Source organism: Streptomyces sp. NPDC002156, from assembly GCF_053593675.1.
On sequence record NZ_JBSFDA010000052.1, the window covers coordinates 1 to 26669 of the forward strand.

At 70.7% G+C, this 26669-nt stretch carries 21 protein-coding genes and 1 pseudogene; 15 read left to right on the top strand and 7 right to left on the bottom strand.

Annotated features, from left to right (window positions below; all coding sequences use genetic code 11):
- The first annotated feature begins 192 nt into the window (after positions 1-192).
- Together ACWCRB_RS21745 and ACWCRB_RS21750 are read left to right on the top strand one after the other, a co-directional pair.
- Complete coding sequence (locus tag ACWCRB_RS21745) at positions 193-516, top strand: nuclear transport factor 2 family protein (protein ID WP_450402145.1); 324 nt, start codon at positions 193-195, stop codon at positions 514-516.
- Positions 517-574: 58 nt separating this feature from the next.
- Positions 575-1597, top strand: coding sequence for an aldo/keto reductase (locus tag ACWCRB_RS21750; protein WP_450997599.1), 1023 nt, complete (start codon positions 575-577; stop codon positions 1595-1597).
- Positions 1598-1670: 73 nt separating this feature from the next.
- On the opposite strand, the gene ACWCRB_RS21755 is transcribed toward ACWCRB_RS21750, so the two are convergent.
- From ACWCRB_RS21755 to ACWCRB_RS21770, 4 genes are all read right to left on the bottom strand, one after another.
- The gene (locus ACWCRB_RS21755) at positions 1671-2360 is read right to left on the bottom strand and encodes an ABC transporter ATP-binding protein (protein WP_450997600.1); all 690 of its coding nucleotides are present in this window, start codon (positions 2358-2360) and stop codon (positions 1671-1673) included.
- Between the two features lie 52 nt (positions 2361-2412).
- Positions 2413-3915 carry an ABC transporter permease gene (locus ACWCRB_RS21760; RefSeq protein ID WP_450997601.1) on the bottom strand — a complete coding sequence of 501 codons (1503 nt, stop codon included), beginning with the start codon at positions 3913-3915 and terminating at the stop codon, positions 2413-2415.
- 459 nt (positions 3916-4374) lie between these two features.
- On the bottom strand, positions 4375-5127 hold the full coding sequence (locus tag ACWCRB_RS21765; RefSeq protein ID WP_369030774.1) for an SDR family oxidoreductase: 753 nt from the start codon (positions 5125-5127) through the stop codon (positions 4375-4377).
- Complete coding sequence (locus tag ACWCRB_RS21770; RefSeq protein ID WP_450997602.1) at positions 5127-6128, bottom strand: Gfo/Idh/MocA family protein; 1002 nt, start codon at positions 6126-6128, stop codon at positions 5127-5129. The genes ACWCRB_RS21765 and ACWCRB_RS21770 overlap by 1 nt, the downstream gene beginning before the upstream one ends.
- A gap of 134 nt (positions 6129-6262) precedes the next feature.
- Here ACWCRB_RS21770 and ACWCRB_RS21775 point away from each other — a divergent pair, with 134 nt between their 5' ends.
- Both ACWCRB_RS21775 and ACWCRB_RS21780 read left to right on the top strand, forming a co-directional pair.
- On the top strand, positions 6263-7588 hold the full coding sequence (locus ACWCRB_RS21775) for a multidrug effflux MFS transporter (protein WP_450997603.1): 1326 nt from the start codon (positions 6263-6265) through the stop codon (positions 7586-7588).
- Positions 7540-8724 (top strand): serine hydrolase domain-containing protein, encoded by a 1185-nt coding sequence (locus ACWCRB_RS21780; protein WP_450997604.1) that lies wholly within the window; start codon positions 7540-7542, stop codon positions 8722-8724. The genes ACWCRB_RS21775 and ACWCRB_RS21780 overlap by 49 nt, the downstream gene beginning before the upstream one ends.
- Positions 8725-8736: 12 nt before the next feature.
- On the opposite strand, the pseudogene ACWCRB_RS21785 reads toward ACWCRB_RS21780, so the two are convergent.
- The 3 genes and pseudogenes from ACWCRB_RS21785 to ACWCRB_RS21795 form a co-directional block, all read right to left on the bottom strand.
- Positions 8737-9341 (bottom strand): annotated as a pseudogene (locus ACWCRB_RS21785) (class I SAM-dependent methyltransferase).
- Positions 9342-9381: 40 nt separating this feature from the next.
- A complete protein-coding gene (locus tag ACWCRB_RS21790) occupies positions 9382-10719 on the bottom strand; it encodes a hypothetical protein (RefSeq protein ID WP_450997605.1) in 1338 nt (445 codons plus the stop codon).
- A gap of 128 nt (positions 10720-10847) precedes the next feature.
- On the bottom strand, positions 10848-11216 hold the full coding sequence (locus ACWCRB_RS21795) for an amphi-Trp domain-containing protein (protein WP_450997606.1): 369 nt from the start codon (positions 11214-11216) through the stop codon (positions 10848-10850).
- Positions 11217-11397: 181 nt separating this feature from the next.
- On the opposite strand from ACWCRB_RS21795, the gene ACWCRB_RS21800 reads away from it, so the two are divergent.
- From ACWCRB_RS21800 to ACWCRB_RS21850, 11 genes are all read left to right on the top strand, one after another.
- On the top strand, positions 11398-11724 hold the full coding sequence (locus ACWCRB_RS21800; protein ID WP_450997607.1) for a carboxymuconolactone decarboxylase family protein: 327 nt from the start codon (positions 11398-11400) through the stop codon (positions 11722-11724).
- A gap of 36 nt (positions 11725-11760) precedes the next feature.
- Complete coding sequence (locus ACWCRB_RS21805) at positions 11761-13191, top strand: DUF2252 domain-containing protein (protein ID WP_450997608.1); 1431 nt, start codon at positions 11761-11763, stop codon at positions 13189-13191.
- 23 nt (positions 13192-13214) lie between these two features.
- On the top strand, positions 13215-15914 hold the full coding sequence (locus tag ACWCRB_RS21810) for a LuxR C-terminal-related transcriptional regulator (RefSeq protein ID WP_450997609.1): 2700 nt from the start codon (positions 13215-13217) through the stop codon (positions 15912-15914).
- Positions 15915-16280: 366 nt separating this feature from the next.
- Positions 16281-16799: a hypothetical protein gene (locus tag ACWCRB_RS21815; RefSeq protein WP_450997643.1), complete on the top strand. Its 519-nt coding sequence runs from the start codon at positions 16281-16283 to the stop codon at positions 16797-16799.
- Positions 16800-16853: 54 nt separating this feature from the next.
- Positions 16854-17051, top strand: a complete 198-nt coding sequence (locus ACWCRB_RS21820) for a hypothetical protein (RefSeq protein ID WP_235479603.1) — start codon at positions 16854-16856, stop codon at positions 17049-17051.
- 133 nt (positions 17052-17184) lie between these two features.
- Complete coding sequence (locus ACWCRB_RS21825) at positions 17185-17649, top strand: SHOCT domain-containing protein (RefSeq protein WP_450997610.1); 465 nt, start codon at positions 17185-17187, stop codon at positions 17647-17649.
- A gap of 30 nt (positions 17650-17679) precedes the next feature.
- Complete coding sequence (locus tag ACWCRB_RS21830) at positions 17680-18147, top strand: DUF7144 family membrane protein (protein WP_450997611.1); 468 nt, start codon at positions 17680-17682, stop codon at positions 18145-18147.
- Positions 18148-18244: 97 nt separating this feature from the next.
- Positions 18245-19624, top strand: a complete 1380-nt coding sequence (locus ACWCRB_RS21835) for a diacylglycerol kinase family protein (RefSeq protein WP_450997612.1) — start codon at positions 18245-18247, stop codon at positions 19622-19624.
- A 118-nt stretch (positions 19625-19742) separates the two neighbouring features.
- Entirely contained in the window at positions 19743-21599 is a 1857-nt protein-coding gene (locus ACWCRB_RS21840) for an endo alpha-1,4 polygalactosaminidase (protein ID WP_450997613.1), read from the top strand.
- Positions 21600-21659: 60 nt separating this feature from the next.
- The gene (locus tag ACWCRB_RS21845) at positions 21660-22658 is read left to right on the top strand and encodes a small ribosomal subunit Rsm22 family protein (RefSeq protein WP_450997614.1); all 999 of its coding nucleotides are present in this window, start codon (positions 21660-21662) and stop codon (positions 22656-22658) included.
- Positions 22659-23098: 440 nt separating this feature from the next.
- On the top strand, positions 23099-26638 hold the full coding sequence (locus tag ACWCRB_RS21850; RefSeq protein ID WP_450997615.1) for a LamG-like jellyroll fold domain-containing protein: 3540 nt from the start codon (positions 23099-23101) through the stop codon (positions 26636-26638).
- Positions 26639-26669 lie beyond the last annotated feature (31 nt).

Sequence of the window (26669 nt, forward strand, 5' to 3'; positions counted from 1 at the left end):
ACACCCCACACAACAACCATCTCCCCCCCACTCTGTCGGTTGTTGTTGGTGTCTGTGCGGGGGGGGGGGCGCGGGGGGGGGGGGGGGGGCGGCGCCCCCCCCCCCCCCCCCAAGGATGGGACGGGTAGGGGCGGCGGGGGCGAACAACCCTTCGGGTGGCGGGCGCCCGGGTGCGGTGCCAGTCTGGCCCGCATGACGATTCAGACCGCCAAGCTCAGCGACCCGGCCGTCCGGGCCTTCGTCAGCGCCGTGAACGCCCACGACCGCGAGGCCTTCCAGGCCGTCCTGGCCCCGGACGCGACCATGTCCGACGACGGCTCGGACCGCGACCTCGCCGACTGGACCGAGCGCGAGATCTTCTCCTCCCACGGCCACATGGACGTAGCCAACGAGTCCAAGGGAGGCCACGTCCTCGTCGCCAACTACAGCAACGACACCTGGGGCGAGATGCGCACCAAGTGGACCTTCACGGTCGACGACGGCCGCATCCTGCGCTTCGAGACGGGCCAGGCCTGACACCCGTACGCCCGCCCCCTTGCGCTGAAGTGGACTCCAACTCCTAACGTCTCCCGTTATGGAGATCACGGAGACGACTGCGACCACGGAGACCTTCGCGCACCCCCGCACCCTCGGCCGCACCGGCATCGAGGTCAGCCCCCTCGGCTTCGGCTGCTGGGCGATCGGCGGTGAGTGGACGAGGCCCGACGGACAGCCCCTCGGCTGGGGCAAGGTCGACGACGACGAGTCCGTACGGGCGGTCCGGCGCGCCCTCGACCTGGGCGTCACCTTCTTCGACACGGCCGACGTCTACGGCACCGGCCACAGCGAGCGCGTCCTCGGCAGGGCCCTCGGCAAGCACCGTACGGACGTCGTGGTCGCCACCAAGTGGGGCAACCTCTTCGACGAGCGGACGCGGATCGCCGACGGCCAGGACGACAGCCCCGAGTACGTGCGCCGCGCCCTCACCGCCTCCCTCGCCCGCCTCGGCACCGACTACGTTGACCTGTACCAACTGCACCTGTCCGAGGGCGACTTGGATGCCGCAGCCCAACTCCGGGACGTCTGCGAGGAGTTGGTGGCCGAGGGGCTCATCCGCGCCTACGCCTGGAGCACCGACGACCCGGCCCGCGCCGCCCTCTTCGCCCAGGGCCCGCACTGCGCCGCCGTACAGCACTGCCTCAACGTCATGCAGGACGCCCCCGAAATGCTCGCGCTCTGCGAGGAGTTGGGGCTCGCCAGTATCAACCGCAGCCCGCTGGCCATGGGACTGCTGACAGGCAAGCGGGCCGCAGGGCAGGCCCTGGAGGCCGGGGACATCCGCAACGCACCGCCCGCCTGGCTCCCGGGCTTCACCCCCGGCACGGGCGCCGACCCGGACTGGCTGGCCCAGGTCGACGGACTCCGCTCGATCCTCACCAGCAACGACCGCACCCTCGCCCAGGGCGCCCTCGCCTGGCTCTGGGCCCGCAGCCCCCACACCATCCCCATTCCCGGCTTCCGCTCAGTGGCACAGGCCGAGGAAAACGCCGGCGCAATAAAGAAAGGGCCGCTCACCGCAGCCCAGTTGACCGAGATCAACCAACTACTAGAACGGTGAGCGACCCAACCCGCTTTTAGGGGCGCGGGGAACTGCGCGACAAGCCCCCACCGGCCCGCAGCCAAAAAACCACCTAACTGACGTACTGATCCTGCTCAGTAACAGTCAACTGACCCGCCTTGATAGTCGCCACGCGAGGCGCGCGCCGAGCGATCGACGAGTCATGCGTAACCATGATGAACGTCAACCCATGCTCCCGCCACAACCCTTCCAGCAGCGCCATGATGTCGTCCCGCGTCCCCTCGTCGAGGTTCCCCGTGGGCTCGTCCGCGAGCAACACCTTCGGCTTCTTCACCAGCGCCCGCGCGATGGCGACGCGCTGCTGCTGACCACCGGACAGCTCGGTCGGCGCATGGGACAGCCGGTCGCCGAGACCGACCGAACTCAGCGCCTCGGCCGCCCGCTCGCGCCGCTCGGCGGGCTTCACGCCGAGCGGTACGAGCGCCGTCTCGACGTTCTCCTGCGCGGTGAGCGTCGGGATGAGGTTGAACGCCTGGAAGATGATGCCGATCTTCTCGGCGCGCAGCCGCGTCAGCTTGGCCTCGCTGATCGAGCCGAGGTCGACACCGTCCAGCTCGACACTGCCCTCGGTCGGCCGGTCCAGGCCGCCGATCATCTGCAGGAGGGTGGACTTGCCGCCGCCGGTGGGGCCCTGGATGACGAGCTGGTCGCCGTCCTCGATGACGAGGTCGATGCCGCGCAGCGCCTCCACCGTCTCCTTGCCCCGCGTGTATCTCTTGGTGACACCGGTGAGCTTGTACATGAACGACTCCGTGACGTACGGGAATTGGGGGAGTTGTGAGGAGAGCCGGAGGTCAGGACACGCTGCGCAGCGCGTCCGCGGGCCGCATCCGGGATGCCCGCCAGCCGCCCATCGCCCCGGCGATCAGACCGCCGGTGATGGCGAGGCCCGCCGCGAGCGCGATCGTGGTGAGGGAGACCGGCGCCGAGAGGGCGATCTCCATCGTGTTGGCCGCGGACTGCTGACCCGGGCCGCCACCGCCGCCGGGGCCGCCACCCATGCCGCCACCGCCACCGCCGCCCGTGTTGCCGAGCTGTGCGGTCAGCTTCGGGCTGACCGCGGTCACCGCGTACGCCGCCGCGAGGCCGAGGCCGATGCCGAGCGCGCCGCCGATCAGACCGTTCACGACGGACTCGCCGACGACCTGCCGGGTCACCTTGCGCGAGGGCCAGCCCAGCGCCTTCAGCGTGCCGAACTCACGCACCCGGCGGGACACGGCCGAGGAGGTGAGCAGCGCGGCCACCAGGAACGCCGCCGCGAGGACCGCGATGGACAGCCACTTGCCGACGCTGGTCGCGAGGTTGGAGGCGGTGGAGAGGGAGCCGGAGACGGTCTCCGCGAGGTCGGCGGAGGTCGTGACGGTCGTACCCGAGATGTTCTTCTGGATCGTCGACTTGACGGTGTCGATCTGCTTCGAGTCGGTCGCCTGGACGTAGATCGTGCTGACCAGGTTCGCGGAGTCGCCGAGGGTCTGCGCCTGCTTGAGGGGCAGGTAGACGTCGGTCGTGGACTCGCTGCTCTCGGGCGTCGCGATACCGATGATCGTGTACTTCGTACCGGAGATCGTGATGGTCTTGCCGACCGTGTACTTGTTCTCCTTGGCGTACGACTTGCTGAGCACCGCGACCTTCGCGTTGGCCTGCGCCGTCGTGAACGTCTTGCCGCTGGTGATCGTCGTGGTGGCCAGCGGGCCCAGCTCCTGGTTCGTCACGTCGATGCCCATGACGGAGTAGGAGTTGACGTCGAACGAGGCGCCGCCGCCCTGCACCTGCGGCGGAGCCGTGCTGCCGGAGTTGCCGCCCTGGCCGCCACCGGGGCCGCCCTGCTGACCGGAGGACGAGGAACCCGACGACGACGAGGTGTCGGTCTTGGCCTCGCCCTGGGTGAAGGAGCCGTCGACCTTCGTGACGTTGAGGCTCAGCGCGCCCACCGCCGCCGAGACGCCCTTCTGGTCGGCGACCTTGGTGACCAGCGCCGACTTCAGGGTCTGTCCGCCCTGGGTCGTCACACGGTCGCTGCTCTGGGTGTCGTCCGAGTCGTTCGAGCTGGCGTCGAACTCGAAGTTCGGCCGGTCCGACTGGCTGTTGCCGGTCGGCGCCGTCCTGGCCTTGGTGACCGTCATGTCGGTGCCGAGGCCGTAGAGCGACTGCAGGACCTTTTCCTGTGCCTGCTGCATGCCGGCCGACACCGAGTTGACGGTGATGACCAGCGCGATACCGAGCGCCAGACCCATGGCGATGACCAGAGCCGCCTTCTTGCGCCGGCTCAGCTCACGCTTGAGATAGATGCCAAACATCCCGTTCCTCAAAGGTTCTTGGCGCCCCATGTGGGCGCTGCCACAAGCTAGGGAGGAACCTTTGTGGAGAACTGGGTAAACGGTGTGGGGGGACTGAGAAATCGGGGCCGAAACACTCACGAAGAATTAAGGCGCGTCGCACGTCGCGCGGCCCGTTTCCGTGGTGCTCATGTGCCCGAGCACACGACAGCCGCCCCATGACCCGGTGCGTACCCCGCGGTCCCACGCGAGGTCCACCCCCACCCGGATGCGCCATGGAGCGGCTGTCGCCTTCCCCCCTCGGTGTGGTCCGTTTCGTACCGCGTCGTACTGTGCGTACTACCGGAACCTCGGAGCATCAAGTGTGAAGCTCTGATGGAGAAGGCGTGTCGAGCATATGCCTGCGACCGGCCCGAACGCTACGGAGTAATCAACTCCACTTGTGCAGGTTGATACTTCGAACATGTGCATGGGTGCCGCTCAGCCGCGCCCCGCATACGGCATCGTCGTCGCCAGAACCGTAGCGAACTGCACATTTGCCTCCAATGGCAGCTCTGCCATGTGCCGTACGGTGCGCGCCACGTCAGCCACGTCCATGACGGGCTCCGGCGCCACCTCACCGTTCGCCTGCAGAGCGCCCGTTTGCATTCGCGCGGTCATGTCCGTCGCCGCGTTCCCGATGTCGATCTGCGACACCGCGATCCGGTACGGCCGTCCGTCCAGCGCCAACGCCTTGGTCAGGCCGGTCAGCGCGTGCTTGGTCGCGGTGTACGGCGCCGAGTGCGGCCGGGGTGTGTGCGCGGAGATCGACCCGTTGTTGATGATCCGGCCGCCCTGCGGATCCTGCTCCTTCAGCTGCCGGTACGCCGCCTGCGCGCACAGGAACGCCCCGTTGAGGTTGGTGTCCACGACGTGCCGCCACGCCTCGTACTCCAGGTCCTCGAACGCCACCCCGCCGGGACCGAACGTCCCCGCGTTGTTGAACAGGAGATCGAGCCGCCCGAACCGCTCCCGCACGGCCGCGAACAGGGCGGCCACGTCGTCGGGTCGGGCCACGTCGGCCCGTACGACGAGAGAGTCACCGTCCGGCGCGAGCGCCGCCGTCTCCTCCAGCCGCTCGGTACGGCGTCCCGTGAGCGCCACCGACCAGCCGGCGCCGAGCAGTTCGAGGGCGACGGCGCGCCCGATGCCGGAACCGGCGCCGGTGACGACCGCGATCCTCCCTGCGCTCATCAGGCGGCCTCGCCGGGGTAGCGGACGCCGATCTGCTCCCGGATGGTGTCCATCGTCCGCATGACGGCGAGGGTGCCGGCGAGCGGGACGAGCGGGGACTCGGTCTCGCCGGCCCGCAGAGCACGCATCACCTCGGCGGCCTCGTGCCGGAAGCTGTTGCGGGCGCCGTGGTCCGGGGCGGCGACGAACTCCTCGGGGTCACGGCCGTCGCGGTGCAGGACGAACCGGTCCGCGAAGAAGAACCCGTCGGGTACGTCGATCCGGCCCTTCGAACCGGTGACCGACGCGCCGATGGACGTACCGCCGACGATGGAGCAGTGCACCGAAGCGAGAGCGCCGCTCTCCCAGGAGAGCAGTGCTCCCGTCTGGAGATCGACGCTCTCCGCCGAGAGCACTGCTCTAGCCGAGATGCCGTCCGGCTCCCCGAGCAGCAGCTGAGCGAACGACACCGGGTAGACCCCCAGGTCGAGCAGCGCCCCGCCGCCCTGCGCCGGGTCGCGCAGCCGGTGCGAGGGCGGGAAGGGGCCTTCAAGCCCGAAGTCGGCCTGGACGGTCCGCACCTCACCGATGGCACCGTCGTCGACCAGCGCCTTCAGCCGCCGTATGACCGGGTTGCAGTAGGTCCACATGCCCTCCATCAGGAAGGCGCCGTGCTCCTTCGCCAGCGCGACCAGTTCCTCCGCCTCCCGCACGTTCAGCGTGAACGCCTTCTCGCACAGCACGTTCCGCCCGGCCTCCAGACACAGGCCGGCGGCGGCCCGGTGCGCCGAGTGCGGAGTGGCGACGTACACCACGTCCACGTCGGTGTCCTCGGCCAGCGAAGCCCAGTCGCCGTAGGCCCGGGGGATCCCGAACCGTTCCGCGAACGCCTTCGCGGAGGCCTCCGACCGGGAGGCGACCGCCACGAGTTCCGCGTCGGGCAGGTCCACCAGATCCGCGGCCATCGCAGCCGCGATCCCTCCCGTAGCCAGAATTCCCCACCGCACGCGCTCAGCCGACATGCCAGCCCCTAGTCCCGTGATCTCCATGAACCCTCTGAACCCACTACGGCCTCTGTGACCTCGAACACGCTGTACGAACAGCCTGTTACGAGCTGAGAGCATAGGTGGCGGATTACTCGAAAAGGGAGGGGCGCATGCCCGAGCGTGGCCGAACCGCGCGGGACGAGAAGAGTTCCCAGGGAGGGACACGGGGAGAGATACCCGCACCCGTCCCCCTACCGAAGGCCCCCGCCCGCTCCCTCCGCCGCACCGGCATCCTCGTCACGTTCGTCCTCGGCGGGCTGACGGCGACGCCTCCGCTGGCGATGGACATGTACCTCCCGTCCCTCCCCGAGGTCACGACCTCGCTGAACGCGCCCGCCGCGAGCGTCCAGCTGACCCTCACCGCGTGCCTGGCGGGCATGGCCCTCGGCCAGCTCCTGATCGGCCCGATGAGCGACAGATGGGGCCGCCGCCGCCCCCTCCTGGCGGGCCTGGTCGTGTACGTAGTGGCCACCGTCCTGTGCGGGATCGCCCCCAGCCTGGAGTTCCTGGTCGCCTTCAGGCTGGTCCAGGGACTGGCGGGCTCGGCCGGGATAGTGATCGCGCGGGCGGTCGTACGGGACCTGTACGACGGCGACGCCATGGCCCGCTTCTTCTCCACCCTCATGCTGATCTCGGGGGTCGCCCCGATCATTGCGCCGCTCATCGGCGGCCAGATCCTGCGCGTGACGGACTGGCGGGGCGTGTTCGCCGTCCTCACGGTGGTCGGGATCGCGCTGGCGGTGCTGGTCTGGTTCCGCCTCCCCGAGACCCTCGACCCGGCGGACCGACACAGCGGCGGGGTCGGCGAGGCCCTGCGCTCGATGCGCACCCTGCTCGCGGACCGCGTCTTCACCGGCTACGTCCTGGCGGGCGGCTTCGCCTTCGCGGCCCTGTTCGCGTACATCGCCGCGTCCCCCTTCGTCATCCAGGAGATCTACGGCGCCTCCCCGCAGACGTTCAGCCTGCTGTTCGGCGTGAACTCGATCGGGCTGGTGATCGTCGGCCAGATCAACGGCAAGGTGCTGGTCGGCCGGGTGTCGATGGACAAGGTGCTGGCGGTGGGCCTGGCCGTCATCACCCTCTCGGCTACGGCGCTCCTGCTGATGGCGACGGGCGTCTTCGGCGAGGTGGGCCTGCTCCCGGTGTCGGCGGCGCTCTTCGTCCTGATGTCGGCGATGGGCCTGGCGATGCCCAACACCCAGACGCTGGCCCTGCTGCGAACACGTCACTCGGCAGGCGCCGCATCGGCCCTCCTGGGCACCACCTCCTTCCTGATCGGCGCGGTCGCCTCCCCACTGGTGGGCATCGCTGGCGAGGACACCGCCGTCCCGATGGCCGTCGTCCAACTGGCGGCAGCACTGGTGGCGGTCGGCTGCTTCGTGGGAATGTGCCGTCCTTGGAACGGACGTACGACCCTGGAGGGAGCGGAGAGCTGAGCGCCGCACCGAGACTGCGCGTCGACACCCCGGAACGGGCCGGCCTCGACCCCGAGGAGATGCGTCACCTCGTACGAGAGGTACGCGCCCTCACGACCGGCGAGCGCCCATGGGCCCCGGCCGCGGTGGTGATCGTCGGCCGCGGCCCGGTGATCGCGGTGCGGGAGGCGGCGGGCTGGGCGGTGCGGTACGCGTCGTACGACGAGCGCACGGACACGGGAGTGGAACTCCCGCCGGAGGCCAGGACCCCGGCAACGATGTCGACCCCCTTCGACCTGGCCTCCCTGACGAAGCTCTTCACGGCGGTGGCGGCGGTGCAGCAGCTGGAGCGCGGCACGCTGGGCATGGACGCGAGGGTCGCCGCGTACCTGCCGGACTTCACGGCGGCGGCCGAACACGACATCACGGTCCGCCAGCTGCTGACCCACACCTCGGGCCTGCGCCCCGAACTCCCGCTGTACGACTGCCCGGACGACGCGGCGCGCAAGGCACTGCTGAGAGCGGAGGCCCCGTCGTCGAGCCCGGGTGTGTACGCGTACTCCGACCTGAACATGCTCCTGCTCCAGTACGTCCTGGAGCGCATCACGGGCCGCACGCTGGACGTCCTGATCCACGAGGGCATCACCCGGCCTCTCGGCATGACGGCGACCGACTTCGGCCCCTGCCCCGACGCGGCGGCGACCGAGGACCAGCGCAGACCCTGGGCCAAGGCGGAACGGGGGATGGTACGGGGCGAGGTCCACGACGAGAACGCGTGGGCGCTGGGTGGCGTGGCGGGCCACGCGGGCCTCTTCTCCACGGCCCACGACCTGGCGGTCTTCAGCCGCTGCCTGTTGGCCGGCGGCGCCTACGGCCCGGCGCGCATCCTGGGCCCGGACTACGTGGAGCTGCTGCTGACGCCGCCGGGCCTGGGCTTCGCGGTCGACCAGCCGTGGTTCATGGGGGAGTTGGCGGGCAGGGGAGCGGCGGGCCACACGGGTTTCACGGGCACGTCCCTGGTCCTGGACCGGGCCACGGACACGTTCGTCGTGCTGCTCGCCAACGCCGTTCATCCGAAGCGGAGTTGGGGGCGGGTGGGGAACGGGCCGAGGGTGGGGGTGGGGGATCGGGTGGCTCGGGGGGTGCGGGGGAGGTGAGGGCGCGTGTGGCTACGGCCGCTGTGCGAGGAACACGAACTCCCGGCCGGGGCGGTCGGGTGCGTCGCGCACATCCGTCACTTCACAGCCCTGGGCCAGCAACTCCGCCTCGATCTCGGCCCGTTCACGGAAACGCAGCGTGGAGTCGGAGGTCAGCACCTTTCCGTCCTCGGCGAACAGGAAGGTCCAACGGAAGCTGACGAGCGGCCCGTTGAGACTGGTCAGCTCGACCCAGCTCTCGACGGCGCCGACGCCGGGTATGTCGGTCACCCGGTACGAGGAGTCACGGTTCCACTGCTCCCAGGCACGCTTCGCCGGATCCCAGGTCTCGAAGACGGCAGGGCTGTCGCGTCGCCGTGGATCCAACGGACGCGCTCGGCGCCGGACTTGGCACGGGCCACGTCGAGGGAGGCGAGGGCGGGGTCGACGCCGATGACGTCGATACCGCGGGCGGCGAGGAGGAGGGCGAACACGCCGGTGCCGCAGCCGATGTCGAGGACGCGGCGGGCGGCGAACTCCTCGGCGATGTCGACGTACGCGTCCAGGTCGCCGCGATCCGGGTCGAGGGGGTCGTAGACGGCGGCCAGACGGGGGTGCTGGAAGACCTCGTTGGGCATGGGGTGACGGTAGCGGGGGCAGGGGTGTGCGGGCACGACCTCATTCGCCGCCCTCCGGCCGTTGTGCCGCCCGCTCGGCGTCGGCGGTGGCGCGGCCGGTGGCGGCGAGGAGGGCTACCAGGGCGAGAACGACGAGCAGGATGACGACCAGCAGCAGGATGGTCAGGGCTGTCGGGTGGTTCCACAGTGCGAAGATCAGGCACACGATCAGCAGGGCGGCCACGGCGATCCACCGGCGGTGGGTCTGGGTCCAGGTCCCCACCCGGCCGGTGCGGACCTCGTGGACGTAGGCCCACTGCGCCGCGGAGCCGGCGGCACGCTCGGACCTCCCTCGGACGGCGCGCGGCAGCCGTCCGGGACCGATCAGGTAGGCGCCGAGCGCGATGACCACACCGAGGACGATCGCCGTGCGCAGACTGACGCGCAGGAAGTGCAGCAGGGTGTCGAAGACGGCTGCCGCGGCGGCCTCCGACTGGACCTGGGGCGGGAGATGGTCCAGGTAGTAGCGGCGGACGACGACCAGGACGACGGCCACGACCAGGCAGGCGAAGGCCGCGCCGAGAGCCGTACGGGCCAGCGCGCGGCGGCGCCGGTGGGCCAGCAGCACGCCGGCCGCGCCGATCACCACGACGATGACGGGGAACCAGCGCCCGATCACGTCCAGCAGGTGAGCGCCCTTGCGGATCTTCTTCAACTCGTCGGACTGGAAGAGGACCATCTGCTTGTCGACGTCGGGGATCTTGGCGGCCGGGGACACCCCGGCGTCCACGAGCGCCTGCTTGACCTGGTCGACGGCTTCCCCGACGTCGAGGGTGACCGTCCCGCTCTCCACACCCACGGCGCCACGGCCCTCGCCGGTGAGCGCGTGCACGACGGTGTTGTGGGCGGCCCGGTTGGCGTTCGTCCAGATCCGCTCGAAGCGGTCGCTCGCCACGAAGCGGGTGGCCACCTTCTCGACCGTGCCGTTGACCGCGCTGTCGAGCTGTGGGCCCAGTCCCTTCACCGCCTGCGCGGCGCGGGGCGGCAGCCCCTGCGTCTGCAGCCATGCGGCGATGTCCGCGGCGGCCCGGCTGCCGTCCACCCGCACATCCGCGGCCTCGGTGATGCGCTTGACCGCCGCGGCCTCGATCGCCGGATCCGAGGCCAGCGGGGAGACCGTGTCCACGTAGCGGTCGGTGTCCAGAGCGATGTCGTGCACCCACACCGTGAGCAGTGCGACCGGCACGAGGATGCACGTGAGCACGATCAGCACCGCCGAGACGGTCTTCCGTACGATCCGCGCGGGCGCCGAGCCGTGCTTGGTCCCGCTCCCCGACGCGTCACCCCCGCCGGTCTCCGGGACGGCAGCAGGCTCGGACGGCTCGTGGGGGCTGGTCATGGCTGCTCCGGGGCTCCTGGGGAACTGGTCTGCCTCCATCTCCGCCGCTGCACGGCGAGACGGCCCGCCCAGGAGGGCCGTACGGGCGAAGCACGGTCACCCGCCGGGAGTGGCAGCCCCGGCTCTGCTCAGCGGGGTTTCGCGGCGGACCGCTTCGTGCCCTTGCTCCTGCCGGTGCCCGTGCCGCTGCGAGCAGGCTTGGCGGGCACGGTCTTGCGCTTCGGGGCCTTCTCCGCACCCGCGGCCGCCCGCGCCGGCGCCTTCCGGGGCCGTGCGGTCGGCCACTTGAACTCGACCTCCAGCTCGATCTCGCCGTTACCGATCTCGACCTCTATCTCGCCGCGAAGCTCGTCGGGGATCCGCAGGCTCAGCGTTCCGAAGCCGAGTTCCACCTCGGCTTCCCCGCCCTCCCGCAACGCGGCTGCGAGTGCCGTGAGCTGGTCGGCCGCCTCAAGGCGTGACAACGAGCGCTTCTGTTCGAACTTGAGGTCCTTCATGAACGCCTCCGATCGGATGAAAAGGATGGATAGCGCTCATTGTCATGCCATGTGCGTGTTTGGACACTCCAGGCGTCTCCATGCCTCTCCATGCCTCTCCATGCGCGAGAGTCGGAGGCGATCTAGGGTTGAAGGGAACCTCGGAGGAACCCCCGAGCCTCTCACCAGGAGGGCATGCGACATGTCCACTGCATCCGAAACCCCTGTCCTGGACACCCTCGCCGCCATGACGGTCGACTCGTTGGAGCGCTGCGGCCTGGCCCCGGACACGCTCATCCTCACGCGTATCGCGGCACTCGCCGCCTCGGACGCCCCGCCCATCTCCTATGTGGCCCATATCGACCCCGCCCTCAGAGCCGGCCTCACCGCCGAACAACTGCAGGACGTCCTGGTCGCCATCGCGCCCATTGTCGGCACCGCCCGCGTCATGACGGCGGCGGGCAACATCGCCACGGCACTCGGCATCGCCATCGCCGTCGCCGATGCCGAGATCGGGTCCCAGGGCTGAGAGCGGACGCCCACCCCTGTTTCAGGAGGGCCTTCGATGTCCCAGAACGCGACCACGGCGATGCGCGCCGTGCCTCACGCCACGCCCGAGGAACGCGCGGCTCTCGGCAAGGGGGCGCGGCGCCGCTCGCCGCGGTCGGGGCACGCCGTGTACAAGCCGCCCGCCGACCGGCCGGACCCGTTGTCGATCCTGGAGGCGCAGTCCGCGGCGAGGGTGCCCGAGCTCGTCCCGATCCGCTACGGCCGGATGACGGAGTCCCCGTTCCGCTTCTACCGGGGCGCCGCCGCGATCATGGCGTCCGACCTGGCCGCCGGTCCGCGCTCAGGACTCACGGCCCAGCTGTGCGGGGACGCGCACATGCTGAACTTCCGTCTGCTCGCCTCGCCGGAGAGACACCTGATGTTCGACATCAACGACTTCGACGAGACTCTGCCGGGCCCCTGGGAGTGGGACGTCAAGCGCCTGTCGGCGAGCCTCGTCATCGCGGGCCGGGAGAACGGCTTCGACGACGCGCAGCGCGCCCGCATCGTGAGCTCCACGGTCCGTTCGTACCGCGAGGCGATGATCCGCTTCGCGGAGACGGGCAACCTCGACGTCTGGTACGCGAAGATCGGCGCGGACTTCCTCGAGTCCCTGGCCTCGGACCGGCTCCACAGACGTGGTCGGAAGAACCTGGCCCACGCGTTGGCGAAGGCACGTACCCGCGACAGCCTGCAGGCTTTCGACAAGCTCACCGAGACGGTGGACGGCCGGCCCAGGATCGCGGCGGATCCGCCGCTGCTGATCCCGGCCGGCGACCTGCTGCCGGACATCGAGCGCAGCGCCCTCCAGCGCCAGTTCCGCGGTCTCGTCGAGCGGTACGGCAGCACGCTGGCCTACGACCGGCGTGCCCTCCTGGCGGACTACCGACTGGTCGACGTCGCCCGCAAGGTGGTCGGCGTCGGCAGTGTCGGCACCCGATGCTGGATCTTCCTCCTGCTCGGCCGGGACGGTCAGGACCCGCTCTTCCTCCAGGCCAAGGAGGCCGACACCTCCGTACTCGCCGCACACGTCGGCGCGAGCCGGTACCGCAACCAGGGTGAGCGGGTGGTCTCGGGCCAGCGGCTCATGCAGGCCACGAGCGACATCTTCCTCGGCTGGGAACGGGTGGACGGGATCGACGGCAGGCAGCGCGACTTCTACGTCCGTCAACTGCGCGACTGGAAGGGCATCGCCCTGCCGGAGAGGATGCGGCCGAAGACCATGCGGGCGTTCGGCGAACTGTGCGGGGTCACCCTGGCGCGTGCGCACGCACGGTCGGGCGACCGGATCGCGATCGCCGCGTACCTGGGCGGCGGCGACTCGTTCGACAGGGCACTCGCCACCTTCGCGGAGGCGTACGCCGACCAGAACGAGCGTGACCATCAGGCCCTGGTCGACGCGGTACGCGCGGGCCGGCTGCCCGCGGAGGAACCGGAGGCGGCCTGACGGGGAAAAGGTCGGTGCCGCCCATGACGTGGCCGACGGACCGGGTGGTGAACGCCGTGGCCGAGGTTGACGAGGACGCGCGAGGACCGGCCGTTCCGTGTGCCGATCCCCTGGGAGACCCGTTTCTGCGCACCAGGTTCGCCCTCCCCGCCAGGCCCGCCACGTTCCTGCGGCGGCAGCGGCTCGTCGACCACCTCGACCACGCTCTCGGGACACCGTTGACGCTGCTCAACGGCGCGGCCGGAGCCGGCAAGACCCTGCTGGCCGCCGACTGGGCCGACGGACTGCGGTCCCCGGTCGCCTGGCTCACCGTCGAAGCGGGGGACCGGCGTCCCGGGGTGTTCTGGGCGTACGTCGTCAAGGCCCTGCGTGCCTGCGGTGCGCTGCCGCCCGGCCCGGTGGGGTTCCCGGCGGACGCGTCCCGGGTGGACGACAGGCTTCTGGCGGCGCTCGCCGCCGAGCTGAACGATCGTGGCCGGCCCGTGGTCCTCGTACTCGACGAGTACGACCGCGTGACCGCTCCGGAGATCGCGGAGCAGCTGGAGTTCGTCCTGCACCACGCCGGGCGGGGGCTGCGCCTCGTCATCGTCAGCCGCACCGAACCGCTGCTTCCGCTGCACCGTTACCGGGCGGCCGGCGAGCTGACGGAAATCCGCGCCGCCGAGCTGGCCTTCACCTCCGAGGAGGCGGTCGCACTGCTGGAGCTGCACGGTCTGAATCTTCCGGTGCACGCCGCGCGCGCCCTGGTGGAGCGCACGCGGGGCTGGGCCGCAGGCCTGCGCCTGTCGGCCCTCGCCGCCCGGGAGAGCGCCGACCCGGAGGTCTACCTCAAGGAGTTCGAGGCCGACCGGAGCGCGATCGCGGACTTCCTGCTGGCCGAGGTCCTCCGTGGGCAGCCGGCGGAGACACAGGACCTCCTGCTGCGTGTCAGCGTCCTCGATCGTTTCTCTCCCGAGCTGGCCGACGCGCTGACCGGCCGCACCGATGCCGAGCCCCTGCTCGTCGGGCTGCACCGCGCGAACGCGTTCGTCGAGTACCTCGGGCACTCGTGGTACCGCCTCCACCCGCTGTTCGGGGAGATACTCCGGGCCCATCTCCGCGTGCGCCTGCCCGGGCTGGAACCGGAACTCCACCGGCGGGCCGCGCGGTGGCTGCGGCATTCCGGATTCCTGCCGGAGACACTCGCCCATGGCACCGCCGCGGGCGACTGGGACTTCGCCGCCGGTGTCCTCGTCGACGAACTGGCGATCGGCCGGCTCTTCACCGGCCTGCGCGAGGGCGACCTGGCCCAGGTCTTCTCCGACATGGGGCCCGAGGCCAGGAGCCCGGCCACGGACCTCGTACGTGCGGCCCGCGACCTGGCCCGGTGCGACGTGGACCGCGCTCTGGCCCGCCTGCGCCACGCCGAGGAGCGGCTGGCCCCCGAGGAGTCCGGACCGGCGCCCGACGTGACGCACGACCGGGCGGCCGCCCAGCTGAGCTGCGCGCTGCTGGAGGCCCTGGCCGCCCGGCTGACCGGTAGTTCCCAACGGGCCGAGAAGGCCGCCGAAGCGGCCGACGGACTGTGGCGGGAAGTCCCGGCGCGGCTCCTGGACGAGCATCCCGAAGTGCGCGCTCTGCTCCTGACCCATGTGGGATCGGCGTGTCTGTGGGCGGGGCGGTACGAGGAGGCGCGCGCCGCTCTGACCACCGTGGCCGGCCTGCGCGGCAGCGCCTCCACCCTGCTGCCCCGGGAGGAGTCGATGGGACACCTGGCCCTGCTCGACTATCTGAACGGCTGGCTCGGCCGGGCGGAGCGCAAGGCCCTGGCGGCGGTGTCCGAGACGGAGCGGGTCGGCCTGCCCCAGCCGTCCGGCTCCGGCCTCGGACAGCTGGTCCTCGCCGCCGTGGCCGTCGACCGCCATGAGCTGGACCGGGCCCAGGCCCTCCTCGACGAGACGGCCCGGCTCCCCGCCGGCGCGCGGGATCCGGTGCCGACGGCGGGGCGAGCCCTCGCCACCGCCCGCCTCCTGCTGGTCAGGGGCAAGGCACGGGCCGCCGTCGAGGCGGCGGACCCGGTCGTCTCCGCCGCCGTGGCCTCCCCCTGGGCGGCAGGCCATGAGGCGCTCGTCGCCTCCGCCGCCCACCTGGCCGAAGGACGGCCGGACGAGGCCGCCGAGCTGCTCCAGGACATGTCCGGCGACCAGCCGGCGTGTGCGGTGGAGGCGGCCGCGATCCAGATCGCCGCAGGGCGTCCCGAGGCGGCCCTGAACCTGCTCGACAGCATCCGCACCCACGGCCGGACGGGTCCGGCGGTGACCGTGCGGGCGGCGGTGGTGAGGGCTCAGGCAGCGGAGCGGGCGGGAGACACCGCCACCGCCCGCGGGCTCATGGCGCAGGCCCTCCTCGACGCCCGGCGCGAGCGGCTGCGGCGTCCGTTCCTCGACGCCGGACCATGGATCCGGCCTCTCCTGGCCACGGCCGGGCTGCGCGAACTGGCAGCGGGCTGGCTCATGCCCGGCCCGGAGACCCCGCCCTCGCTGCCCCTCGTGGTGGAGCTCAGCGGACGCGAGCGCGACGTCCTTGAGCGGCTGGCCCGGATGATGTCGACGGAGGAGATCGCCGCCGACCTCTACGTGTCGGCGAACACGGTGAAGACCCACCTCAAGAGCGTGTACCGGAAGCTGGCGGTGAACCGGCGAAACGACGCGGTGCGCCGCGCGCGCGACCTCGGGCTGCTGTGAACGCACGCCGGTGAGTGCGAGCGGCCCCCCTCGGCAGGACATCGCGGGACCCGGGCCTCCCCCGTGACGGGTGAGGCGGGCGGCGCGTGCTTCGGATGCGATGAGGGGGCGGGACACGCGTCGGTGGACGGCCCGAAGGCGGCGATCCTCGCAACCGGCGGCATCACCCTCGCCGGTTTCCCGGTCACGCCGCACCTGCCGACCGCACAGCGAGGCCGTCCGCAGCGGCCGGACGCCGGAGCCCCGGCCGGACGCCGAAGCTGCGGCCAGACGTCGAAGCTGCGGCCGGACGTCGAAGCTGCGGCCGGAGCGACCGGACCGACGCGCCGAGTTCCGAGGGAGCCGCCTGTGTCCAGGACCAGAGCCATGACCGGCCCGGGGGCCACGGCCCGCGGTACGCGCCGTGCCGAACGCCGGGCACGCACGGACTACACGGGCGGCGTCTACGGATCCATGCTCGCGGCCTCCGTGGTGATCGGCGCGGGCTCCCTCGGCTCGTACCCCCGAACCGAGCTGGTGCTGCTGCTGGTGCTCACCGGAGTGGTGTTCTGGGTCGCGCACGTGCACGCCCAGCTGTTCGGGGCGCACCTGGCACAGCAGGGTCTGGACCGCCGGGTCGTGCTGCGGGTGTGCCGTGACGAGTGGCCGATCGCCAAGGCCGCCGTCCCGCCGGCCGCCGCGGTGGCTGTCAGCCCGCTCCTGGGGCTGGACGTGCGAGGTGCCCTCTGGCTGGCTCTCTGCGTCGCCGTGGCCGGCCAGGTGGGCTGGTCCGTGGCCGCGGCGAGCCGCGCCGGTGCTTCGCCGCGGCTCATGGCCGCCACCGCGTCGGTCAACCTGCTGCTCGGCCTGCTGATCATCTCCGTCAAGATCGTTCTGACCCATTGATCCCGATCCCGGGTGCCGTCCGCCTGTCCGAAGCAGTCCACGGAAGGACAGCTCGTGCGCTACGAATTCCGAGTCGAGGGACACCTGTCGGAAACGCTGGCCAAGGCGTTTCCGGAGCTGGGCCACGTGGTGATGTCCGGCCAGACCATCCTGTTCGGCCCCGTCGTGGACGAAGCGCACCTCTACGGACTGCTGGCCCGCTGCCAGTCGCTGGGACTGCGGGTCCTGGAGATGCGCCAGCTGCCGGAGTGACGGGCCGGGCGCTGTGGTGAACCCGCGGCGCGCACACTCACCCGCGCCGGGTGAGGCGCCCGGCACCTGGCGTGGGCACGCTGAATACGTCACAGCACTGCGGCCGGGCGAACGCCCGAGACGGAGGACGGACATGAGCGCGCAGACCTACCTGGCGTACGACTTCCCACTGCTGAGCGCCTTCTGGACCATGCTCTGGTTCTTCCTGTGGATCATGTGGTTCGTCCTGCTCTTCCGGATCATCACCGACATCTTCCGCGACGACACCATGAACGGCTGGGCGAAGGCCGGCTGGCTGGTGTTCTGCGTGGTTCTGCCATTCCTCGGCGTGTTCGTCTACGTGATCGCCCGAGGCAAGAACATGGGCCGCCGTGAGATCAAGCAGGCGCGTGCGCAGCAGGAGGAGTTCAACGCCTACATCAGGCAGACCGCGGCCGGCGGCGGGACCAGCAGCGTCGACGAACTCGCCAGGCTGTCGGAGATCCGCGCCCACGGCGACATCACGGACGAGGAGTTCCGCAGGGCGAAGGAGCTGGTCCTGACCGGCCACGGTCCGGCGGAGTCCTCGGGCTCCACCCCGTACGCCTCCGGTCGCTGAGTATCCGGACCACACGAATCGAGGCACAAGATGACTGCGACACACACCAGCCAGGGAAGCGCGGCGAAGCAGGAATGGGCGAGCGGCCTGACGGCCTTCGCGGCCGTCATGCTCTTCCTCGTCGGCCTGCTCGACATCTTCCGGGGCATCATGGCCATCGCCGAGGACGACATCTTCCTCACGACGCGCAACTACGTGTTCGAGTTCGACCTGACCGGTTGGGGCTGGGTCCACCTCGCCCTGGGCGCAATCGCCGTGATCGTCAGCTTCGGACTGTTCGGGACCGCGACCTGGGCGCGCGTCGCCGGCGTGGCCATCGCCGGACTCGTCATCATCGCCAACTTCCTCTCCCTGCCGTACTACCCGGTGTGGTCGGTCGTGATGATCACCATCTCGGGCTTCATCATCTGGGCCCTGTGCGTGGTCCGGCGCGGCAGCCTCTACGACGCGTCCGAGCAGCGCCCGACATACGAGGAGCGCCCGTCGCACAGGGTGTGAGGCGGAAGAGAACGAAGAGAAGAAGAGAAGAAGGGGCCGACAGGTGAGATCCCACGGCGGCGGGACGAGGGGATCGGGTACGGCAGGATCCCCGGCCGTGCTCGGGGGCAGTGCCGGACGGGCCCGTCTCGCGGTGCTCGCCCTGCTGGGAAGCATCCTGGTGCCGCTCGTCGCCGCCGGTCTGCGGAGCGTGCTGTGGGTGCTGGTCGGCATCGCCGGACTGGCGCTCGCCGCCGTCGGGGTGTGGTGGGCCCTGGCGCACACCGGTGCGCTGCGTGTCCTCGGGGCAGCGCTGTCGGTGGCCGCGCCGGTCACCGTCCTCGCCCTGTATGCCGCGTACGACATGCTGTGGCCGGCCCTGCTGTCCCTGGCCCTGTGGGTGCTGTCCGTGACGGTGGCCCGTACGGCCCTGAGCCCAGGGCCCACCGCCTCCGAACAGGCCGAACAGACCGGACAGGCTGTAGCCGAGGCGCCCCACAGCCCCTGGATCCTCATGAATCCGCGCTCCGGCGGCGGCAAGGTGGGCCGATTCCACCTGGTGGAGAAGGCCAGGGCGGCCGGCTGCCGGGTGGTCCTGCTCGAAGGGGGCCACCAGGATGTCGCCGAACTGGCCCGGCGGGCCGTCACCGAGGGGGCCGATCTGCTGGCGGTCGCGGGCGGCGACGGCACCCAGGCGCTCGTGGCCGAGGTCGCGGCACGCCATGATGTGCCGTTCCTGGTGATTCCCGCCGGTACCCGCAACCACTTCGCCCTCGACCTCGGCCTCGACCGCGACGATCCGGCGGCGGCCCTGGAAGCCCTGACCCACGGCGTCGAACTCCGCATCGACCTCGGATACGCCGCGGACCGGGTCTTCGTCAACAACGCCTCGTTCGGCACGTACGCGTCCGTCGTCACCGACCCCGCCTACCGGGACGCCAAGGCCCGCACCACGCTGCGCACCCTCCCCGGCCTCCTCACCGGCGAGGGCGCGTCCGGACTGCGGGCGCGGGCCGACGGAGAGTCCGTCGACGATCTTCAGGCCCTCCTCATCAGCAACAATCCCTACGGACGCGCTGTCGACGCGGCCCGTCCGGGGCGCAGGAAACGACTGGACTCGGGCCTGCTCGGCGTGGTGTGCGTGCGGGTCGGCAACACCGCTCAGGCGGCCCGCCTGGTGCGCGGCGCGCGCTCCGGGGGACTCATCAGGCTGAGCGCCGGGGAAGTGACGGTCGAAGCCGACACGGACACCCTCCCGGTCGGCATCGACGGAGAGCACGTCGTTCTGCCGTCACCCGTCGTGTGCCGCAGCGACCCCGGGGCACTCCGGGTGCGCGTGCCACGCCGTCGCCCGGGCACGTCACGGGCGGGCGCGGCGACGGCCGACTGGCCGCGCGTGGCACGGCTGGCGTTGGGCTCCCTGCCCCAGTTCCCGGGCCGGGGACAGCACGAGCCTTCCGGCCCGGGGCGGGTTCGTGGCGGCGGCCGCGACAGCTGAGACCTCGTCGGGCATGGGGCGTAGGGGATCGGGGATTCGGGGAAACGGCCCCCGTATTACTCTGATCACCTTCAACGAACGGCTTTCGAAGCCTGGCACACGGGAAAGGTGACCGGTGATGTCGCTGAGCCCCGGCGATCCGGACTCCATCGGCGGCTACACGCTGGTCGACCGGCTCGGTAGCGGCGGCATGGGTGTCGTGTACCTGGGCCACTCGGAATCGGGACGGCGGGTCGCCGTCAAGGTCGTGCACGCGCAGTACGCGCTGGACGAGGAGTTCCGGACGCGGTTCAGGCAGGAGGTCGCGGCGGTCCGCCGGGTGAGCGGGGCGTTCACGGCCCCGGTGGTGGACGCCGATCCCGACGCCCAGCAGCCGTGGATGGCGACCCTGTACGTGCCGGGCCGCACGCTGTCGGACATCGTCGCCAAGGACGGCCCGTTGCGCGGACGCGAGTTGCGCGTCCTCGCGCTGGGCCTGGTCGAGGCGCTGCGGGACATCCACCGGGCAGGTGTGGTGCACCGCGACCTGAAGCCCAGCAACGTCCTGATGGCCGACGACGGGCCGCGCGTCATCGACTTCGGCATCTCCCACGCCGTGGACAACGAGGCCCTCACGGTGACCGGTCGGCTGATCGGCACCCCGCCCTTCATGTCCCCGGAGCAGTTCGCCGCGCCGCGTGACGTCACCGCGGCCTCGGACGTCTTCTCACTCGGGTCGCTCCTGGTGTACGCGTCCACCGGCAACCGTCCGTTCGACGGCAGCAGCCCTTACCTGACCGGCTATCAGGTGATGTACGAGGCCCCGCACCTGGACGGAGTCGCCGAACCGCTCCGGAGCATCGCCGAACGCTGCCTGGACAAGGACCCGGCCGCCCGGCCCGGACTGGCCGAACTGCACGGACTGCTCCGGGGGTTGGGGGACTCGGCCGCTCCGGACGCACCGCCAGGAGCGGCCGACGTGGCGGAGGCCGACCCCGGGGTCTCCCGTACGCCCTCCGGCCCGGGAGAACCGGCCACCGCGCCGGGAACGCAGAGAACGCAGGGAACGGCGGGAACGAACAGGGCCCGCACCGGGAACAGACGCCGAGGGCGGAGCATCGTCGTCGGCCTTGCCGCTGGGGTGGTGGTCGTCACCGGTCTGGGCATCACGGCCCTGAAACTCGGATCGCACAAGGACGGCGACTCCCAGCCACCCTCTGCCGCAGCCTCCCCCTCCCCCTCCCTCTCCCCCTCCACATCTCCCGCCGCCCGTGCGTCCGCGACAGCGGTGACCCTGCCGCCGAAGGATGTGCCGTGGGACTACCAGATCGGCGGCGCGTACCCCCTGCCGACCGGCGTGCGGGTGGTCAGCCGCAGCTATGAGGACGCGTCCGCGCAGGGTGCGTACAACATCTGCAACATCAACGCCTTCCAGGTGGAGAAGGGCGCGGAGGGCGACTGGAGCCCCGACCTGCTGCTGCGCGACGCCAACGGGGACGTCGTCTACGACCAGGACTGGGGCGAAGCGGTCCTGGACATCCGTACGGACGCCAAGCGGCAGCGCGTCGCGGCCAGGCTGGACACATGGATCGACGAGTGCGCGGCCGGCGGGTACAAGGCCGTCGAACCCGACAACTACGACTCCTTCACCCGCTTCCCGGAGTACCTGACGGCCGACCAGGCCAAGGCGCTCATGAAGCTTCTGGTGGCGCACGCCCACGGGAAGGGTCTGGCCGTCGCCCAGAAGAACACCGCCGAACTCCTGCGCGACCGGGGGTCGGTGGGCCTGGACTTCGCCATCGCGGAGGAGTGCGGGCAGTGGGACGAGTGCGGGGAGTTCGCGGACGCGTTCGACAACAACGTGCTCGTGGTCGAGTACACGGCGCAGGGCATGACCAAGGCGTGCTCCAGCTGGAGCGGGCAGCTGAGCATCGTCCGCCGCGACCCGGAGGTCGAGCCCAAGGGCGCGAGCGACTACCTCCGCGATCCCTGCTGACGGTCCGGCGTCCCCGGGGACGGCCGTTCCGCCCCTCGCCCCCACCTCTAGAATCTCCCCGTGCACACTCCCGTTTCCCCTGCTGACGCCCTGCGCGCCGCCCTGGCCGGTCTCCTCGACGGACTGCCGCCGAAGACGGCCGCGCAGGCGGTCGAGCGGCTGATCGCCAACTATCGGGGGCGGACGCCGACCGACGCGCCCGTGCTGCGGGACCGTTCCGACGTGGCCGCGTACGCCGCGTACCGGATGCCGGCGACCTTCGGGGCGGTGTGCTCGGCGCTGGACGCCTTCGCGGAGGCCGCGCCCGGCTGGGCACCCGGCAGCCATGTCGACGTCGGGGGCGGGACCGGGGCCGCGACCTGGGCGGTGAACGCGGTCTGGGAGGGCGTACGGCCCGTCACCGTGCTGGACTGGGCTGAGCCGGCGCTCGCCCTCGGGCGGGAGATCGCCGCCGCCAACCCGGAGTTGAAGGGGGCGGAGTGGCAGCGCTCTCGGATCGGAGCGGCGCTCAGAATCGAGAGCACTGATCTCGTCACGATCTCCTACGTCCTCGGGGAACTCACGGAGGCCGACCGCACCTCCGTGGTCGACGCGGCGGCCGGCGCCGCCCAGGCCGTCGTCGTCATCGAGCCCGGCACCCCCGACGGCTACCTCCGCGTCATCGAGGCCCGCGAGCGACTCGTACAGGCCGGCTTCCACGTCGCCGCCCCCTGCCCGCACAGCGCGGCCTGCCCCATCGTCCCCGGTGAGGACTGGTGCCACTTCTCGGCCCGGGTCAGCCGATCCTCCCTCCACCGCAAGGTGAAGGGAGGCTCCCTGCCGTACGAGGACGAGAAGTTCAGCTACGTCGCCGCGACCCGCTTCCCGGTGACCTCGGCGCCCGCCCGTGTCGTGCGCAGGCCCCAGATCCGGAAGGGCCAGGTCCTGCTCGACCTGTGCGAGACAGAGCCCTCGCTGCGCCGGACCACGGTCACCAAGCGGCATGGGCTGCTCTACCGGGCCGCGCGTGACACGGACTGGGGGGACGCCTGGCCGCCGGTGGGGGAGGGCGGGGACTAGCTCTGCCCCTGAGCTCTGCCCCGGGGCATCGGCATGAAGCGAGTAAAAGAAAATTCTCCGCTTCCCCCTGCCCGCTCCACGAAGGGTCGGTATTTTTCTTTTTCTTGTCGATCCCTTGGGTCCCTGAGTCGTCAGGGGTAATCCTCTTTGGGATTCTTTTGCGTTTCTATGCCCTCCCCGTCGCGCATCCTGCTCCTTCCTTTTACCCGCCCGATGTGACATGTGGGTGGAATTGTTCGATTTCGCGCCGCCGGGAGCGGTTGACGTGAGATGACCCCCCGAGCTTTGATCACCCGGCTGTGAGGAACCTGTAAAGCAAGGCGGGGGTTATGTGGCGGGGTGGGGGACGAGCCTGGCTCGTAGCGTCGGTACTTCTTGTGCCCATGTTGGGCGTCGGCAATGGCCAGGCGGTCGCCGCGACAGCGTCGGAGGCCTCGGCGGTGGCAGCCGATACCGGTGATCTGTCGCCCGAGGCGATCGCATCGGGGAAAGCCGCCGAATCCGGTTCGCCTGTCGAGGTAAGCGCGGAGACGACTCCCACGCAACTCGTCAAGGCGCAGCCGGACGGCACATTCACCGTCGAATTCGATCCGGTACCGGTGCGGGTGGAAAGGGCGTCCGGGTGGGTGCCCGTCGACACCACCCTGGAGACGACCTCGTCCGGCGAAGTCGTACCGAAAGCAGCCGCGGCCGACGTCACCTTCTCCGGGGGAGGATCCCTCGAAGCTCTGGCGAGCATCAGCCAGGGTGGGAAGACCTACCGGGTCGACTCGCCGTGGACACTGCCCGCACCGACGTTGTCGGGCTCCACGGCGACGTACGCGGATGTCATGCCTGGGACGGACCTGATCGTCCAGGCCACGCCGGACGGCTTCAGCGAGAACCTGGTGGTCAAGTCACGGGAAGCGGCCCAGGCCGAGGAGTTGTCGAGCATCAGGTTCCCCGTCTCGGTCGACGGTGTCTCCGCCCATGACACGGACTCCGGCGGCGCCGCGTTCGTGGACGGCCAGGGGCGCCCGGTGTTCACCACGGGTACGGCCCTGATGTACGACTCCTCGGCCCCTGCACCCGCCCCGGCCGCGGCCACGTCGTCCAAGGTCTCGAAGACGTCGTTCACCGCCACAGCCGCCACAGCCGCCACAGCCGCCACGTCCGCCACGTCCGCCACGTCCGACGAGGCCGGGAGTGCGGATGCCGATGCGTTGGACGGTCCGGCTCCCGGAGCCAGGTCCACCGCCATGGACCTGACGGTCTCGGACGACGCGCTGACCCTGAAGCCCGACCAGGCGTTCCTCGACGACCCCGACACCACCTACCCCGTGGTGCTGGACCCGCAGACGACCAGCGCCTCGCTGACCGGGTGGACGACGGTGTGGTCGACCTCGCCCTCCACGTCCTTCTGGAAGACCTCGCACTCGCTCGGCGTCGGCTACGACGCCTGGGTCGACAACAAGAAGGCGCGCTCGCTGTACCAGTTCGACACCCACACCCTGGGCGGCAGGAAGATCCTGTCGGCGACCTTCACGGCGCTGGAGGTGTGGTCGGCGAACTGCACGGCCAAGTCGGTGCAGTTGTGGCGCACCGGGTCGATCTCGTCGTCGACGAAATGGTCGGCGCAGCCGTCGTGGGCCGCGCAGGTGGACTCGGTCAGTGCCGCGAAGGGGTACTCGTCCTCCTGCCCGGGAGGAAACGTTTCCTTTGATGCCACCAGCGCGGTCAGTTACACGGCCGGCCAGTCCGCCTCGGCCACCACCCTGGGGTTGCGGGCGGCCGACGAGAACGACGAGATCGCGTGGAAGCAGTTCGCCTCCCCGTCGGACACCAAGCCCACCCTGTCGGTGACGTTCGTGTCCAAGCCGAGCGCCCCGACCGGGGTGAAGATGTCGAACCCGAACCTGGCATGCGCCGCGAGCCGCGGTACGGCGGCGGTGATCCGTGACACGACGCCCACGCTGGCGGCGGCGCCGAAGTCGGTGGACGGTTCGCAGTCGACGTTGCGCCCGAACTTCGAGGTGTACCGCTACGACGCGAGCGCCACCGATCCGTCGGCGGGCTCCGGAAGTCCCTCCGCGTACACGGCCTCCGGCACCGCCGGAACATGGACGACACCGGCCCTGACCAACGGGCAGACGTACTGGTTCCGCGCCCGCAGCCAGTACAAGTACTCCTTCGACGGCACGACCGGCTACATGTACTCGGCCTGGAGTCCCGGCTGTTGGTTCCGCGTCGACACCACGGCTCCCGTCCAGCCGGACGTGGACTCGACGACGTACCAGGAGTGCGCGAGCCCGGACAGCCCCGACGACTGCACGGCCTACGGAGGTGTCGGTGTCCCCGCGTCCTTCACCCTCAAGGCCAACGGCGCCTCGGACGTGGTGAAGTACACCTATCAGTTGAACGACGACCCGGTGCGGACCAAGACCTTCACCACCGCGACGAGCAGCTACACCGTCTCGCTCGTTCCCGACGTGCGCGACCTGAACACCCTCACCGTGCAGACCTGGGACTCGGCGGGGAACATCTCCTCGCAGAGCTACACCTACAACTTCAAGGTCTCTCCCGGCACGGGTCCGGTCTCGCAGTGGTCCATGGACGAGGGGACCGGTACGGCGGCGGCCGACGCGATCGGCGGCAGGACCGCGACCCTGGCCGGGTCCGCGACCTGGTCCGACCACGCCCGGCTCGGCAAGTCGGTGCAGGCCAACGGCACTTCCTCGTACGCGGCCACCGCCTCCTCCGTACTGGACACCACCAAGAGCTTCACCGCCTCCGCGTGGGTCCGGCTGACCGGCACCTCCCACAACGCCGTGGCCCTGTCCCAGGCGGGAACCAACGGATCGGCGTTCGCCCTCTACTACTCGACCTCCTACAACGCCTGGGTCTTCAACCGGTACGCCAGTGATGTCGCGGCACCGACGATCGTCCGCTCGATCTCGACCATGACCCCCGAAGTCGGCGTCTGGACCCATCTGATGGGCGTGTACAACGCGCAGGACCAGACCATCCAGCTCTTCGTCAACGGCGTTCCGCAGGGCGACCCCGTCGCCTACACCACCGCCTGGCAGTCCACCGGAGGACTGCAGATCGCCCGGGGCCAGTACGGCGGCTCGTTCTCCGACTACTTCCCCGGCCAGGTCGACGAGGTGGCCGTCTGGAACCGCACCCTCTTCGAGCAGGAGATCGCCGACCTCCAGGCCATGACCGACGCGACCAGCGGCCAGGCCCGGCCCGCGCCGGCCGGCGACTGGGCCATGGAGGAGACCTCGGGCACCAGTGCCGCCGACTCCTCCGGCTACGGCCACACCGCCACCGTCGGCTCGGGTGGCACCTGGACCACCGACACCGACGGCGGCAGGGGCAACGTCCTCTCTCTGGACGGGACTTCGACCGCCGACGCCACCGCCTCCGGCCCGATCGTGGACTCTCAGGGCGACTTCACCGTGGCCGCCTGGGCCAAGCTGGACGCGGCGGCGCTGTCCGACACCTCGGTGGCCCACCACATGCGGATCGTCACCCAGTCCGGTGGCGTACGCGACTCCTGGGGCCTGTGGTACGACCAGACCGCGGGCTCCACCCAGGGCATGTGGGTGTTCGGCCGCACGACCGCCGACACCACGAGCGGCGCCGTCGTGACGGTGCCCGCCAACATCGCCTCGGCCCAACTCGTCGACCCCGGCGAGTGGACCCTGCTGACCGGCGTCTACGACGGTGCCCACCACCAACTGCGCCTCTACGTCAACGGAGTCCGGCAAGGCGCCCAGGGAGACACCGACACCGACGACGACACCGGTGACGGCATCGTCTTCACCCAGCCCTGGCAGGCCACGGGCACGTTCAACATCGGCCGCGGACGCGTCAGTTCGGGCGCGTACAGCGACTACGCGCACAGCCTCGTGGACGACGTACGCGTGTGGACCGGCGAGATGTCGGACACCGCGATCCACCAGATGTACACCGACGAATTCCGCATCCCGCTGTGACGGCGGCGGCCCCTCTCACGGGCGAAGCGGC

Coding starts and splice junctions, on each gene's coding strand:
- ACWCRB_RS21745 (WP_450402145.1), top strand. CDS start 193: ATGACGATTCAGACCGCCAAGCTCAGCGACCCGGCCGTCCGGGCCTTC.
- ACWCRB_RS21750 (WP_450997599.1), top strand. CDS start 575: ATGGAGATCACGGAGACGACTGCGACCACGGAGACCTTCGCGCACCCC.
- ACWCRB_RS21755 (WP_450997600.1), bottom strand. CDS start 2,360: ATGTACAAGCTCACCGGTGTCACCAAGAGATACACGCGGGGCAAGGAG.
- ACWCRB_RS21760 (WP_450997601.1), bottom strand. CDS start 3,915: ATGTTTGGCATCTATCTCAAGCGTGAGCTGAGCCGGCGCAAGAAGGCG.
- ACWCRB_RS21765 (WP_369030774.1), bottom strand. CDS start 5,127: ATGAGCGCAGGGAGGATCGCGGTCGTCACCGGCGCCGGTTCCGGCATC.
- ACWCRB_RS21770 (WP_450997602.1), bottom strand. CDS start 6,128: ATGTCGGCTGAGCGCGTGCGGTGGGGAATTCTGGCTACGGGAGGGATC.
- ACWCRB_RS21775 (WP_450997603.1), top strand. CDS start 6,263: ATGCCCGAGCGTGGCCGAACCGCGCGGGACGAGAAGAGTTCCCAGGGA.
- ACWCRB_RS21790 (WP_450997605.1), bottom strand. CDS start 10,719: ATGACCAGCCCCCACGAGCCGTCCGAGCCTGCTGCCGTCCCGGAGACC.
- ACWCRB_RS21795 (WP_450997606.1), bottom strand. CDS start 11,216: ATGAAGGACCTCAAGTTCGAACAGAAGCGCTCGTTGTCACGCCTTGAG.
- ACWCRB_RS21800 (WP_450997607.1), top strand. CDS start 11,398: ATGTCCACTGCATCCGAAACCCCTGTCCTGGACACCCTCGCCGCCATG.
- ACWCRB_RS21805 (WP_450997608.1), top strand. CDS start 11,761: ATGTCCCAGAACGCGACCACGGCGATGCGCGCCGTGCCTCACGCCACG.
- ACWCRB_RS21810 (WP_450997609.1), top strand. CDS start 13,215: ATGACGTGGCCGACGGACCGGGTGGTGAACGCCGTGGCCGAGGTTGAC.
- ACWCRB_RS21815 (WP_450997643.1), top strand. CDS start 16,281: ATGACCGGCCCGGGGGCCACGGCCCGCGGTACGCGCCGTGCCGAACGC.
- ACWCRB_RS21825 (WP_450997610.1), top strand. CDS start 17,185: ATGAGCGCGCAGACCTACCTGGCGTACGACTTCCCACTGCTGAGCGCC.
- ACWCRB_RS21830 (WP_450997611.1), top strand. CDS start 17,680: ATGACTGCGACACACACCAGCCAGGGAAGCGCGGCGAAGCAGGAATGG.
- ACWCRB_RS21840 (WP_450997613.1), top strand. CDS start 19,743: ATGTCGCTGAGCCCCGGCGATCCGGACTCCATCGGCGGCTACACGCTG.